We start from the raw sequence: 14,014 nt of genomic DNA, 5'->3' as shown, positions 1-14,014 counted from the left end.
ATGAAGATAAAGAAAGAACGAATAGATGTACTTCTTGTAGAAAGAGGATTAATAGAAACGAGAGAAAAAGCAAAGCGCGCTGTAATGGCTGGCCTTGTTTACTCCAATGAAGAGCGTCTAGATAAACCGGGAGAGAAAATTGTTGCCGACGCTCCTTTGCAAATTAAAGGAAATACGCTACGTTATGTAAGCCGCGGAGGATTAAAGCTTGAAAAGGCATTGGAAGAATTTCAGGTGGATGTGAAAGATAAAACGATGCTTGATATCGGCTCTTCAACGGGTGGATTTACCGATTGTGCACTACAAAATGGGGCGAAGCTTTCTTATGCACTAGATGTTGGCTATAATCAACTTGCTTGGAAGCTTCGTCAAGATGAACGAGTCGTCGTCATGGAGCGAACGAATTTCCGTTACGTCACACCAGTTGACTTACAAGAAGGAATGCCTGATTTTGCGACGATTGATGTCTCGTTTATTTCGTTATCCTTAATTTTACCTGTATTAAAAACATTACTCGTTCCAGAAAGTGATGTCGTTGCTTTAATTAAGCCGCAATTTGAAGCGGGCAAAGAGCAAGTCGGTAAAAAAGGGATTGTAAGAGAAGCGAAAATTCATAAAGAAGTGATCGTTAAAATCATTGATTTAGCGTTAGGTCTTGGATACGATGTGAAGGATTTATCGTATTCTCCTATTACTGGGGGAGACGGGAATATTGAGTTTTTAATTCATTTACATTGGTCTAAGCAGCCGAAAGAAACAGGAGAAAATCAGCTGTTAACGACGGTTGATGCTGTTGTCAATGATGCTCATGAACAATTAAAGCAAAAAACAAACAAATAGTGCGTTTGACTGAAAGGATCACAAAAAGAGACTGTTTCAAAGACGAAAGTCTTGAAAGCAGTCTCTTTTTGCGTACTAGCTGCGACATAATGACTATACATCAGGATTGAATTAAGATAAAATGTGAATACTACAGCATATTTATACGCTTTTTGAGGTGATAAGATGAACAAAGGACAACGTCATATAAAAATTAGAGAAATTATTGCTAACAATGAAATCGAAACACAAGATGATCTTGTCGATCGCTTAAAAACTTTAGGCTATAACGTAACGCAAGCAACGGTATCAAGAGATATTAAGGAGCTTCATTTAGTGAAAGTACCATTGATGGACGGGCGCTATAAATATAGTCTTCCGGCTGATCAGCGCTTTAATCCGTTACAAAAGCTGAAACGTTCTTTAGTGGATGCATTTGTCAGTATTGATGCCGCTGGTCACTTTGTCGTCATGAAAACTTTGCCAGGAAACGCTCAAGCCGTCGGTGCATTAATTGACAACCTTGATTGGGACGAAATTATGGGAACCATTTGTGGAGATGACACTTGTTTAATTATTTGTCGAGCCCCTGAGCATACATCGATTATTTCAGAACGCTTTTTAGAAATGCTTTAATTGAGGTGAATAGACATTGCTACAGGAATTGTCCATACGCAATTTTGCCATCATTGAAGAATTAAACCTATCATTAGAAAAAGGATTGACCGTGTTAACCGGAGAAACGGGGGCGGGTAAATCCATTATTATCGATGCTGTTCACTTACTAGCAGGTGGACGTGGCTCATCGGAATTTGTTCGTCACGGAGAGAAAAAAGCCGAAATTGAAGGAATGTTTAGTATAGAAGGAGCCAATCATCCATCTGTCCAAAAAGCCCAGCAATTTGGTATTGAGATGGAGGATGAGATGGTGATCATTCGCAGAGAAATCTCTGCGAATGGAAAAAGTGTCTGTCGCATCAACGGCAAGCTTGTGACGATTGCTATCCTTCGCGAAATTGGTTCGACGCTCGTCGATATTCACGGTCAACATGAGCATCAAGAGCTGATGGATACGAATCAACATTTACACTTGCTCGATCAGTTCGGTGGAAGTAAAGTGTTAGCAGCGAAAGCCAATTATACAGACATTTTCAAACGCTATGAACAAACGATGAAAGCGATTCGCCAGTTAAGCGAAAACGAACAGCAAATGGCTCATCGTCTCGACTTAATTCAATTTCAACTAAATGAAATCCAAAAAGCAGATTTGAAGCTACGGGAAGATGAAGAGCTAACAGAAGAAAAACGAAGGCTGAGCAATTTCGAGAAATTATACGAATCGACTCAGACGAGTTACAATGCCCTGCAAGGAGAAGGAAAAGGGCTAGATTGGATCGGTTTAGCAATGAGTCAGCTAGAAACAGCGGCCGAAATTGATGAACAATATCGTTCCCTCTATGAAGCGATGTCCGAAAGCTTTTATGCGATTGAGGATGTATCGCGCCAAATCAGTTCAGCGCTTGAGGGGCTAGAGTTTGATCCTAATCGCTTAAATGAGATTGAAACAAGGCTTAATGAAATCAATGTTCTAAAAAGAAAATATGGCAGCACGATTGAAGAAATTATGGAATACGGTGGAAAGATTGAAGAGGAAATTGAAACGTTAACGAATCGAGAAACGCATATTGAAAAGCTAGAAAAGGATCGATTAGCGTATGAAAAAGATTTATTGCTTGAAGGGAAGCAGCTTAGCCATTTGCGCAAACAAGCAGCTGAAAAATTAGAAGATGCGATTCATCATGAGCTAAAGCAGTTGTACATGGATAAAACTGTATTCAAGATCGAGTTTCTTATCGATGGTGAAAATGGGATGAAGCAAGCCCCCACGTTTAAAAAAGACGGACTAGATGAAGTCGAATTTTATATCTCCACCAATCCGGGTGAACCGTTAAAGCCGCTATCTAAAGTCGCTTCTGGAGGAGAATTATCACGAATGATGCTAGCGATGAAGACGATCTTCTCGAAGCATCAAGGAGTGACTTCTATTATTTTTGATGAAGTGGATACGGGAGTGAGCGGTCGAGTTGCTCAAGCGATCGGAGAAAAAATTCATCAAGTAGCCATTCATTCGCAAGTCCTCTGTATTTCCCATTTGCCACAAGTGGCTGCGATGGCTGATATACATTTATACATATCTAAAGTAATGACTGGCGGACGAACGAAAACATCTGTGGAATCACTTGAAAATGAGGAGAAAATTAAAGAAATCGGACGAATGATTTCTGGAGTCGAAATGACAGATTTAACGAAACAACATGCAAAAGAGCTACTTGAATTAGCCGCTACTTTAAAAAATAGCTAAACACTATGGCTGTCTCTCTAAAAAGGGGAGACAGCCATTTTTTTGTGAACATTAAGCGATCCAATGATGGGAGTATTTTTCCGTAATAATTGCTTCGTTCTAAGGAAAAAGTAAATGTACAGCCAGCAAAGCGGCTCATTCAGAAGCGAGGAGAGTGAAGGGGTTGAACAACAAACGATGTAGCAACACCACTGGTGGAATTCTCCTTGTTTCCGTTTTATTTTGTTTATTGAATTGGTTTATTATTCAGCCGGTCGATGCAAAAGGACTACACGATCAAAAGGAAGAAAGCATTTCGGCCGTCTTGGGTACAAACATCGGCCAAAAGGAAGAATTGCTCGAATTAGCAGGATTTCCATTAACTAATAAGAGAGTGACAGCGATAAAAGAAATAAAAGTCATTCCAGGTGGACAGTCCATCGGCATTAAAATGAATACAATTGGCGTACTAGTAGTTGGTCATCACTTAGTCGATACGGCTCAAGGAAAGAAATCTCCAGGAGAGCAAGCTGGTATCCAAGTAGGTGACTTAATCACGAAAATCAACGGCAAGAAAATAGAAAAAATGCAAGATGTAGGAGCATTTCTTCAAGGGGTCGACCGAAGTCAACCGATGAGCGTCATGATTCAAAGAAATCATAAACAGCTGGAAACGAAGCTGAAACCGCTTAAAGATCAAAAGGAACAGTCGTATAAGCTAGGTCTTTATATACGTGATTCAGCAGCTGGAATTGGCACACTAACATTTTATGAGCCGAAATCAAAAAAATATGGGGCGCTTGGTCATGTAATTACAGATGTAGATACAAAAAAACCGATCATCGTTCAAGATGGAGAAATTGTTCAATCAACAGTCATGTCTATTCAAAAGGGACGTTATGGGAACCCAGGTGAAAAACTTGCCCGATTTTCTAACAGTCAAAATCGACTGGGGAATATTACGAATAATAGTCCATATGGCGTTTTTGGACAATTAAAAAAGCCGATGCATCATCCGCTTATTAATAAAGCGTATCCAGTTGCCTTATCTCATGAAGTAAAAGAAGGTCCGGCTAAAATTTTAACTGTTGTGAACGGAAAAAAAGTCGAGTGGTACGATATCGAAATTGTCAGTACGATCCCACAAAAACATCCAGCTACAAAAGGGATGGTCATCAAAATTACCGACCAGAAACTGCTTGATCGCACTGGAGGAATTGTTCAAGGAATGAGCGGTAGCCCAATTATTCAAAATAATAAAATAGTCGGAGCGGTGACTCACGTTTTTGTGAATGACCCAACATCGGGGTATGGTGTTCATATCGAATGGATGCTCAACGAAGCCGGCATTTCATTAGCAGAAGAAAAAGTCAGTTAAACAAGCGAAGTTTTCGCTTGTTTTTTACATAAAAAATCGTCGAAATCAAAAAAAAGTAAAGAAAAAAATATATATTATAAAAAAAAAGGAAAAATTAAAGGATTTCATTCCTCTTTGTCGAAAAAATCATTTAGAATGTATTGTAGGAGTAAAAACGTGTGAGGGGGAGCATTTTTGAAAAAAATTAAAGTAGCTATTGTTGATGATAATCGTGAGCTAGTGAAGCTATTAGAAGAATATATCTCTTCTCAAAATGATATGGAAGTGGTAGCAAAGGCAAATAACGGGCAAGAATGTTTAAATCTGTTGCCAGAGGTGAAAGCCGATGTATTGATTCTCGACATTATTATGCCGCATGTCGACGGCTTAGCAGTTCTTGAAAAAATGAGAGATCTTCATTTGTCGCCAATGCCAAATGTGATTATGTTAACCGCATTCGGTCAAGAGGATGTGACAAAGAAAGCGGTTGATCTTGGCGCCTCTTATTTCATGCTCAAACCGTTTGACATGGAAAGCCTTGTTAGCCATATTCGTCAAGTAAGCGGTGCGGAAAATCCGGCATCTCAGCGCTCACTAAATTCAGTCATCAAACAAACAGAGAAAAAGCCGGTCAATCTTGACGCAAGTATCACAAGCATTATTCACGAAATCGGAGTACCTGCTCACATTAAAGGTTATCTGTATTTACGGGAAGCGATTTCAATGGTGTACAATGATATTGAGTTGCTTGGCTCGATTACGAAAGTATTATATCCTGATATTGCCAAAAAATATAATACAACAGCTAGTCGAGTAGAACGAGCGATTCGTCATGCGATTGAAGTGGCTTGGAGCCGTGGGAATATCGATTCCATCTCTACTTTGTTTGGCTATACGGTATCTATGTCGAAAGCAAAACCGACCAATTCAGAATTTATTGCGATGGTAGCAGATAAGTTACGCCTAGAACATAAGGCTTCTTGAAAGAGTTAGAAGTATTAATGTAACAAGGTTTTCAAGGATGTGTAAATTATTGGTATAGTGACGTATCAGCCAATAAACTTCTTTTTTACACCGATAAATAAATCTTTATATTTTCATTAAAAAAACATCTCTAATTGATTGGTGATTATAACCAATTTTTTGGAGGTGTTTTTTATTTGTCTAATTTACATCTGGAGTTAGATGATTTTATGTTGTATTGTGAGTCAAAAAATTTATCAAAAAAAACACTACACTCATATGAGCAAACACTAAAACTTTTCTTTATCTTTTTGGAAAAAGAATATGATGTGAGTCATGTAAAAAAAGTGAAGGCTAGTCATGTTAGAAATTACGTTAAACATTTAAGAGAACGTGGCAAGTACACCGTCACAAGAAGTGAAACTGGAAATGCAATTAATTATCCAGATAGAAGGAATGATCATGGTAAGCCTTTGTCTGATACAACGGTTGCCAATTATCTAAGAAACATTAAAGTATTCTTCAACTTTTTACAAGAAGAAAGAGTCATCAAAGATAACCCTTGTGAAAATATCCAAAATATTAAGCCACAACGTAAGAAAAAACCTTTATTATCCGAACAGGAGATAAAAAAAGTGTTAAGCACAATGGATATTACGACTTTTTACGGTTATCGTTCGTGGATGATGTGTAGGCTAACGCTTGATACAGGGATTCGTGCTGGTGAGTGTTGTGAGTTGATACCAGAGGACATTGATTTTAAGCATAACGCCTTACTTATCCGCAATCCAAAAAACCACATGGAGAGATATGTCTATTTCAGTAATAAAATGAAAACTGATTTGAAGCGTTGGGTTATGTATCGTGACCGTTTTTGTGACAGTGAGTATCTTTTTCCAACAACAAGAGGTACTAAATTGGATGTCCGTAACTTTGAACGGAGTGTTAGGGAAGCAGGAAGGAAGGTAGGAGTTGCTATCCATCCTCACCAGTTAAGAAATAATTTTGCAAAGTATTATCTTATCAACGGTGGAGATTTTGCAACTTTATCAAGAATTTTAGGTCATTCTAGTGTTGATGTGACGATGAAAGCTTATTTAGATTTTACCGATAGAGAAGTCGGCAAGAAATATCAAAAGCATTCACCGTTAAACAATTTGGACATTTAAGGAGGTCAAACAAATGACGAAAGATGAAAAGTTTGCTGCCAAAAATGTATTAGATGAGGTTTTACTAGAAATCACGAAAATGACATCGCAAGCCATAAAAGAATGTGACGTTAATAAAGATGACTATGCTGTTAAGTCCGAAAGATACGGTACTTTAATGGATGTTTACAGCGTGATAATGGACAAATATTCAGAAGTAAATCGCCAATAGCAGCGGTTGCTATATAGGGGTGAGGTTGTCAGCCAATATCCCCTACTAATCTAAAAAATTAATCGAAAAAGGAGATTTTAAAATGATCACACAAGTTTCTTTCACGAAAACTTTAGTAGGTTGGTATAACGTAAAATTCAATGGACAAGTCTTAAATCTTGATCCTATCACGTTTGAAGCATATTTCCCTCACGTTGATAAAAAGAGTGCTATGGGTTGCTTTGAATATGATTATAGTGGATTCCATGTAGAGGATGTGCCACCTAGATTGGATGATGATGCTCATGATTGGGACGACACGATGGAATTAATGAAAAGAAAAATGGCTTAAAGATACGACCAATATCTCTAAGCCACAAGTTTTAAATATTCACCCATACAATTAAATATGGATACCCTGTCCTTATAATATCGAAAAAAATTTGATATTGCAAGGTGTATTAAGTATTGTCTTTTTTAGGACAGGGAATCCCTTGTGGGTTGCCGTTAAACACAAGTAAATAAATTACGTCAGGTATCGACCCAGCCAATGCTTAAAATGGGGATAGGCAACAAATAGCGAGTTCCTTGTTTCTCGTTGTTGCTGAATGGAGAGGGCTGCCATAAAGTGCTGATCGAAGGAAGGATAGGAGCAGATATGCTCGCAAGCCAATCCATAAGTAACTAACTTGATGACGACCGATTTAAGTTAGTGAAACCGTCAAGGGCTATTTGAGACGAGTAGAATTGGTGGGAAGAATATTCCCCGACAAACAAGGGCTTATGCTATACGGATTCCATAACCCGATATACAAAAGTGACGTTGTTCTATGTTTCTTGATTATTTTTTTTAATCTTGAAACGTAGGCAACAACTTTGCTTGTCTAGCCGTTGTCCATACCACTCAACCAAAAGTAAAAGGACGAACAACACAAGTCAAGCATAATCACTCTTAAATCTATTAAATTACCAATAAAAATAACAATAGCAACCCAGAGCAACCTAATACACTAGGACAATATTAGGATTTAGAGATTATAAGTGATTACTTAGAATATAAGAGAAATAATTGATTCTGGTGATCTAGGGGGGCAAAGTCTCGGAGCGAGCAGCGGTAGTGGGAAAATATACTCGAATCAAAGAGAAAGTGGAAAAATAGTAGAAAAAGCAGAAACGATGATGAACAGTTGGTGCTATTGGATTTTTGATAGATGATAAATACTTCATAATTCTAGCAAACGTAAAACCCGTTGATACATAAGGATTTTAAAAAAATAGAGTAAAAAAAGATAATAGTCTTCAAGGGAGAAAATAGTTAAAATCAGCAATTATTTTCAGATGAATAGCGTTCAAATCATTGATACATCAACGTTTTGAAAATTGTTAATAGGAAGGTTGAGAAAAAGGGTAAAAAAACATAGGAGTAGACAATGTAACGGTTTAGGAAAACGTCAAAACCATTGGTACTATTGAGTTTTCATGACCAGTGTAAAAGTTTGTTGTTAATGATAGAAGGTATCGTATGAGAAAAAATGTTATAAAAATAATCAGTGATCAACCATTGACACATCAACATCGATGCAATATTTAGATGCATGGCAAACGTGAAAACCGTTAATATACAAGGCTTTTAGGCTATTTTCCTTAATGTCTACTAAAGGAAGAAAACGAAATTTAAAAGGAACAAAGCAATGTGAATGCTGTGGAGTAAGGATTGAAGTAGTAAACAATAGAGTTAAATATTGTGAAGAATGCTGGAAAGAAAAAGAGAGAGAAATATGGAAAAGAAGTAAGAGAAAGCAGAGACATAAAATAAATGTCCATGTTTAGAAGCTATTCCAACCATTGATACATTAACACCTTCTCAACATTTCAAGACACATTAAACGTGAAATCCGTTGATGCACAAGGCTTTTAGGCTATTTTCCTTAATGTCTACTAAAGGAAGAAAACGAAATTTAAAAGGAACGAAGCAATGTGAATGTTGTGGAATAAGGATTGAAATTGTTAATAATCAGAGTAGATATTGTCAAGTGTGTTTTGTTAAAAAAAGAAAAGAGTATAAAAGAAAAAAAGAAAGAGAATATAGAATAAAACGTGGACAATTGAAATCGAAATAAACTACTGACACATCAACACCTTCTCAACATTCCAAGACACATTAAACGTGAAATACGTTGATGTTATTGGCTTTTAGTCGTTTTTACCTAATATTCTACAAAGGAAGAAAAAGATAGAATTGCGGATAAAAAGTATCGAGAAAATTTAAAAACGAGAAAATAGAAAAACGTCAAAACCATTGGTACTATTGAGTTTTCAAGCCGTATGTAAAAACTTGTTGTTAATGATAGAAGAATGAATAATGTTAGCAAATAGAAACTTATATATCAGTATGGATACAACGTAATAATTTTCCAATGATTATCTATGATCACCATAGGCAATGATTGGAGGATTATTCCTTCACACATAGTTTTACAATTCTTGTATTTTTATTAACTTGTCAATGGGCTAAACAATCTTTAGCCCTGACCTCCTATTTTTTTAATATTTTTTGATTTGGAGAAGGGTGATTCCTTCTCTATTATTTTTTTCTTACAATTTTAAATTAAATTTTATATAAGGGGATGTTACGATGGCACAAATTAAAGAAGCAGCATATGAAGATTTAAGAAACTACATTCAATCCAATTGGAAGTATATCGAATTACAAGACGAAACAGGATCATCAATCATTAGACTAGATTCAACAGACAATCGAGTCACTTCAACCATCGAAGGAAATAATGTAAAAATTACTATCGTCATTAAAGGAAGTGAATTGTCCCTACCTAAAACATTTGCTAAAAGTGTTATTTTTAAAGAGTCAACAGGCGGTATTCCATTAAGTGAAGAATCATTTACAGCATTTACAATTGAAGCACCAGAGGATGAATTGACAGTCAATCACACAATCCAAGTACCACAATTATAAGGATGTGGTTTAAATGGTCACATTAATCAGCACACCACAAGAATTACACGATATTAGAAATGATTTAAGCGGTAATTATGAGTTAGTAAACGATATTGATTTATCTGATTTTAAGTGGAATCCAATCGGAGAAAGTACGACTCCATTCAAAGGTACATTTGATGGTAAAGGTTATAAAATTTTAAATTTAACCATTACAACAGCCAATAATAGAATTGGTTTATTCGGATTTACAGATGGAGCAAGTATAAGAAATGTTGCCGTTGAAAATGTAAATATTGAAAGCACCAATTCTCTTATCGGTGGTCTAGTTGGTTATTTTACTAACTCCACAATGGATAATTGTTACACAACTGGTGACTTAAAAGGGTCATATATGGTCGGTGGTTTAATTGGCGGTACAAGTAACTCAACTATAAGCAATTGTTACTCTACTGCAACAATAACAGGAAGCGTAAGATCATCGTCTACTGCATATATAATTGGTGGACTAGTTGGAAATGAGTCAAGTAAATCCATTTTTAAAAATTGTTATTCCACTGGATTGGTCACTAATTACAACGATACAGGTGGAGGATTTATCGGCAGAACTAACACCAATTCAGGACATGAAGCGACATTTACAGATTGCTATTGGGATATTGATAAAAGTGGACGTACCGATTCGGCAGGTGGAAAAGGATTAACAACGTCACAATTTGCTGATCCTTCACATTTTACTAATTGGGATACTGACATTTGGGGATTTTCTGATTATCCATTTTTAAAAATTTTTACTAATGTTGCTAAAAAGAAAATAGTCGATGTCATAAGTGTAATGGGAAATTTAGTAAGTGATATATACTTTAGCAGAGTAAAGGAAATAAATACGCTATCTCATATGGATAATATAGCCAATGAGGTAAATAAAAAGTTAACAATCGAACCGATATCATTTATTTCAACCATTACTGGAAAAGTTGATTACTCCAATCGACAAGTTAGAAGTAGGGTAATTGACATAATTTCTAAAATGAATCCCATTTCAAGTAAAATTAACAGGAATACTGTAAAGGTTAAAAACTTGACATCGTATTTAAAGCCTATACATAGTGATACTAGCGTGATTACTCCATTTAGGGATATTCCTATATATGCTCATTCATACGCTATCACAAGCCAATCAGAAGCGATAAAAATTGAGAATATGAGTAATAGTCAAGTGATTAAAAATCCTTCTTATGTGGAGGTGATTTAAATGTTTAAAGGGGATACGGTAAGATTAAAGGTGCATTTTAAAAATGCTTTATCGCAATCAATTGATCCAGAAGATGTTAAATTAACTATCTATAAAAATGATCACACAAAAATTGAAGAATTTATTTTAGATGACACCAACAAAGAAAAGTTAGGTGTCTATTTTTATGACTATGTACCTGCCTATGAATTGAACGAATTTATTTTCGAGTTTGTAGGCAGTGTAAATAATAAGCCGATTCTTGTAAGGGATACGGTAAGATTAAAATTTGTATAAGGAGGAGGTCAAAAAATGGAAACAGAAGTAAATGAGCAAGTAGAAACAGAGGTTCATCGTGAACCTGACAAAACAGTTAGCAAAGAGGATTATGATTCGTTGGTGGCTGAATTGGAAGAAGTAAAGGGTAAACTTCCAGTGGTAAAAAGTGAAGCAGAATTAGCGATTGAAGCCAAACAAGTTGAATTGTTCCAGAAGGAAGTTGCTCTTACATTAAAAGAAAACAACCTAGAGCAATTCACAACAGTGATTAAAGTGAATGATTCAGATGAACTTAATACAACAATTGAAGCATTAAATAAGATTGTCAATGAGATTAAAGTATCGGCTGGATACGTCCCTGTTGATCACATGAAAGATGATGTCTATAATGCTGCCAAAAACAAAGGTGACACAAAAACAATGATTAAATCGCTATTCGGTTTAAATTAATTGGATAGTTTTTTATTACATATTACACAAAAAACAAATTAAAGGAGAATGATATATATGTTTACACATGATAAATTTTTAGAGGGTCAATCAGTAGATTTAAAGGATGTACTTATTCAAACAACACCAATCGTAACACCATTCAGTACGTTTATGTTAGGTAAGACAGTTAAGGCGACAGCACCTCAGGTTTCATGGATTGAAGAAAGTATTAATCTATTATCGGCTAAGAAACAATCAGAAGGTGGAAACGCTCCAGATTATGTTGCTGATTCCGCAGAAATGCTCAATAACTATCTTGAGATTGTGGCGGCTACTGCTACTGTTTCCAATACTGCTCAAGCAAGTAATGCTGTTGGTGTAAGTGATCTAATGGCAAAGGAAGTAGCAAATAAAACAAAGGCTATTAAAATGTACATTGAAGATATGTTAATCAATGGTGCTAAAGGATTTGATTCGGCTTCTAAAACATACTCAACAGGCGGTATCCTTGAACAAATTCATGCTGATAATCAATTAACAGATACAGCGTTAACTCCTGCTAAATTTAACGAAATGTTAGAGAAAATGTACAGTGCTGGAGTTAACGATAATATGACTGTATTCTTGCCAGCAAGCCTTAAACAAGTTGTAAATACTTTTGATGATGTCACTTTTATGGCACGTGATAAAGAATTGGGCTTTGACGCTGATTTATATACATCTGTATACGGTCAAGTACGCTTTGTATTGTGTGAAAAACTAGGTGCTAATAAATTATTCGTTGTCAATGGCGATTATCTTGAGTTACCAGTATTAATCCCATTCAATGGGAAACAAGAGCCAGTAAGTGGTTCAAAGCAATCTATTTACCTTGAAACACAACTAGGATTAAAGTTGCTTAACCGTAAAGCCGCAGCATCATTTGAAATTGCATAATACATAACTAATTAGAGGGTGGTTCATCACGAACTATCCTCTTTTATATTTTTTACTTACATTTTTTAAATGAGAAAAAGGAGTGATTACCGATGACAGAGAAAGAGGAATACCTTCTGAAACGTAGACGAAAAAACATTAGATTAGTTCAATTAGCGAGTGTTTTAGGATGTTCCCATGCTCTCATCTCGATGTACGAAAACAATAAATCCAATATGTCACAGGAACGTATCAATAAGTATAAAAATTACATAGACAATAAATAAAAATAATAAAAAATCAAAAATATTATAAAATATAGGAGGTGTTTGGTGAGTGAAGTATTCGTTTTACCACTCCTTTACTCATCGGCACTTATTGATCTTATTAAATAGTCAATAAAATATTGCCACGAGTACAAGGAGAGGTTAACTAAAGTTAGTAAGTTAACCGTTTATATTTATAGAGTTTTAAAGTTTTATCGAGTTTAAAGGTTTAGTGGGAGAATTTTTCTCATCACTATTGTAATGAAAGAAGTATTAAAAGAGAAGTTTCCGAAATGGTATACAGAAATAGAGCTTAATAATGATTTAGTATTGGGAGATGATAGCGATTCCCTATTATCTTGCAACTTATTAAAAGAAATCACTAGTGATAACTGGGACGTTAATTATTTTTATGACTTCAAGGATTTTTACCGTCACAAGGAATCCAGTAATCATCTAGTTGGTGTGGATATGGCATTTGTGAAGAATGTGAAGTGTTTCGACAATCATGTTACCCGACTATATCCGTATAGTAAAAATAATCCTCATATGATCAATCCTAATCTCACGAAAACAATCGCTGCAACAAAGGATTATTATAAAAAATATCCATTTAGCACTCTAATGTTAATCATGGCATTGTATGATATTCCCTTGCCTAAAAGTGATAAAGGTAAAGATATTATTCTTGCTGTTGATTCATCATTTAAGGGTCATTACAACTCGAATAAGTTTTTTAAGGACATACATACAGGATGGCTCGAAGAAATGGGCTATACGGCTCTTATTGACCGATTAGATGAAAATAATCCTAAACATTTCTATGATATTCAGAAAGAATTTAATTTAAATGGTAAAATAAGTGTGGATGATCAAGGGAAGCTTCAATCAATAATTAAAATTGATGATTTACAAAAATACATAGATTTTAAATTGGAGTTGCCCGATAAGCAATTTAACCATTACAAAGAGTTAAATAGAAGTGGACAATACATAGATAAACGACTTCCAGATAGAAGTGAATTGGTGTCATTGGCTTATACGGGTAAAAATTACGCTAGTTTTACAAGTAAAATCAAAGAAGGAGCATGAA

Annotated in this window: 15 protein-coding genes; all 15 read left to right on the top strand. The window is 35.5% G+C overall.

The features are described 5' to 3' along the window. Positions 1-840, top strand: a complete 840-nt coding sequence (locus tag ACSVDJ_RS11275; protein ID WP_439168819.1) for a TlyA family RNA methyltransferase — start codon at positions 1-3, stop codon at positions 838-840. Between the two features lie 165 nt (positions 841-1,005). Then, a complete protein-coding gene (ahrC, locus tag ACSVDJ_RS11270; RefSeq protein ID WP_439168817.1) occupies positions 1,006-1,455 on the top strand; it encodes a transcriptional regulator AhrC/ArgR in 450 nt (149 codons plus the stop codon). A gap of 16 nt (positions 1,456-1,471) precedes the next feature. Next, the gene (gene recN, locus ACSVDJ_RS11265) at positions 1,472-3,181 is read left to right on the top strand and encodes a DNA repair protein RecN (protein ID WP_439168815.1); all 1,710 of its coding nucleotides are present in this window, start codon (positions 1,472-1,474) and stop codon (positions 3,179-3,181) included. 163 nt (positions 3,182-3,344) lie between these two features. Beyond that, a complete protein-coding gene (gene spoIVB, locus ACSVDJ_RS11260; protein ID WP_439168813.1) occupies positions 3,345-4,538 on the top strand; it encodes a SpoIVB peptidase in 1,194 nt (397 codons plus the stop codon). 174 nt (positions 4,539-4,712) lie between these two features. Next, positions 4,713-5,501, top strand: a complete 789-nt coding sequence (spo0A, locus tag ACSVDJ_RS11255) for a sporulation transcription factor Spo0A (protein ID WP_439168812.1) — start codon at positions 4,713-4,715, stop codon at positions 5,499-5,501. 176 nt (positions 5,502-5,677) lie between these two features. Beyond that, positions 5,678-6,649 carry a tyrosine-type recombinase/integrase gene (locus ACSVDJ_RS11250; RefSeq protein ID WP_439169090.1) on the top strand — a complete coding sequence of 324 codons (972 nt, stop codon included), beginning with the start codon at positions 5,678-5,680 and terminating at the stop codon, positions 6,647-6,649. Positions 6,650-6,662: 13 nt separating this feature from the next. Then, positions 6,663-6,860, top strand: coding sequence for a hypothetical protein (locus ACSVDJ_RS11245; protein WP_439168811.1), 198 nt, complete (start codon positions 6,663-6,665; stop codon positions 6,858-6,860). An 82-nt stretch (positions 6,861-6,942) separates the two neighbouring features. Next, the gene (locus tag ACSVDJ_RS11240) at positions 6,943-7,191 is read left to right on the top strand and encodes a hypothetical protein (protein WP_439168810.1); all 249 of its coding nucleotides are present in this window, start codon (positions 6,943-6,945) and stop codon (positions 7,189-7,191) included. 2,283 nt (positions 7,192-9,474) lie between these two features. Continuing rightward, entirely contained in the window at positions 9,475-9,813 is a 339-nt protein-coding gene (locus ACSVDJ_RS11235; RefSeq protein WP_439168809.1) for a hypothetical protein, read from the top strand. 13 nt (positions 9,814-9,826) lie between these two features. After that, entirely contained in the window at positions 9,827-11,050 is a 1,224-nt protein-coding gene (locus ACSVDJ_RS11230) for a GLUG motif-containing protein (RefSeq protein WP_439168807.1), read from the top strand. Next, the gene (locus tag ACSVDJ_RS11225; RefSeq protein ID WP_439168805.1) at positions 11,051-11,326 is read left to right on the top strand and encodes a hypothetical protein; all 276 of its coding nucleotides are present in this window, start codon (positions 11,051-11,053) and stop codon (positions 11,324-11,326) included. Positions 11,327-11,341: 15 nt separating this feature from the next. Then, a complete protein-coding gene (locus ACSVDJ_RS11220; RefSeq protein ID WP_439168803.1) occupies positions 11,342-11,758 on the top strand; it encodes a hypothetical protein in 417 nt (138 codons plus the stop codon). Positions 11,759-11,815: 57 nt separating this feature from the next. Beyond that, on the top strand, positions 11,816-12,676 hold the full coding sequence (locus ACSVDJ_RS11215) for an SU10 major capsid protein (protein WP_439168802.1): 861 nt from the start codon (positions 11,816-11,818) through the stop codon (positions 12,674-12,676). Positions 12,677-12,768: 92 nt separating this feature from the next. Continuing rightward, positions 12,769-12,942, top strand: a complete 174-nt coding sequence (locus ACSVDJ_RS11210; protein ID WP_439168800.1) for a helix-turn-helix domain-containing protein — start codon at positions 12,769-12,771, stop codon at positions 12,940-12,942. A 240-nt stretch (positions 12,943-13,182) separates the two neighbouring features. Continuing rightward, positions 13,183-14,013: a hypothetical protein gene (locus ACSVDJ_RS11205; RefSeq protein ID WP_439168799.1), complete on the top strand. Its 831-nt coding sequence runs from the start codon at positions 13,183-13,185 to the stop codon at positions 14,011-14,013. The last annotated feature ends 1 nt before the right edge of the window (position 14,014 follow it).

Origin of the sequence: Bacillus sp. Hm123 (assembly GCF_051842975.2) — a bacterium.
GTDB lineage: Bacteria > Bacillota > Bacilli > Bacillales > Domibacillaceae > Bacillus_CE.
This window is presented reverse-complemented; position numbering and strand designations above follow the sequence as displayed.

What these genes read in the sequence shown, in the direction of transcription:
- ACSVDJ_RS11275 (WP_439168819.1), top strand. Translation starts at nt 1, where the DNA reads ATGAAGATAAAGAAAGAACGAATAGATGTACTTCTTGTAGAAAGAGGA.
- ACSVDJ_RS11235 (WP_439168809.1), top strand. Translation starts at nt 9,475, where the DNA reads ATGGCACAAATTAAAGAAGCAGCATATGAAGATTTAAGAAACTACATT.
- ACSVDJ_RS11220 (WP_439168803.1), top strand. Translation starts at nt 11,342, where the DNA reads ATGGAAACAGAAGTAAATGAGCAAGTAGAAACAGAGGTTCATCGTGAA.
- ACSVDJ_RS11240 (WP_439168810.1), top strand. Translation starts at nt 6,943, where the DNA reads ATGATCACACAAGTTTCTTTCACGAAAACTTTAGTAGGTTGGTATAAC.
- ACSVDJ_RS11225 (WP_439168805.1), top strand. Translation starts at nt 11,051, where the DNA reads ATGTTTAAAGGGGATACGGTAAGATTAAAGGTGCATTTTAAAAATGCT.
- ACSVDJ_RS11245 (WP_439168811.1), top strand. Translation starts at nt 6,663, where the DNA reads ATGACGAAAGATGAAAAGTTTGCTGCCAAAAATGTATTAGATGAGGTT.
- ahrC (WP_439168817.1), top strand. Translation starts at nt 1,006, where the DNA reads ATGAACAAAGGACAACGTCATATAAAAATTAGAGAAATTATTGCTAAC.
- ACSVDJ_RS11230 (WP_439168807.1), top strand. Translation starts at nt 9,827, where the DNA reads ATGGTCACATTAATCAGCACACCACAAGAATTACACGATATTAGAAAT.
- ACSVDJ_RS11205 (WP_439168799.1), top strand. Translation starts at nt 13,183, where the DNA reads ATGAAAGAAGTATTAAAAGAGAAGTTTCCGAAATGGTATACAGAAATA.
- ACSVDJ_RS11215 (WP_439168802.1), top strand. Translation starts at nt 11,816, where the DNA reads ATGTTTACACATGATAAATTTTTAGAGGGTCAATCAGTAGATTTAAAG.
- ACSVDJ_RS11210 (WP_439168800.1), top strand. Translation starts at nt 12,769, where the DNA reads ATGACAGAGAAAGAGGAATACCTTCTGAAACGTAGACGAAAAAACATT.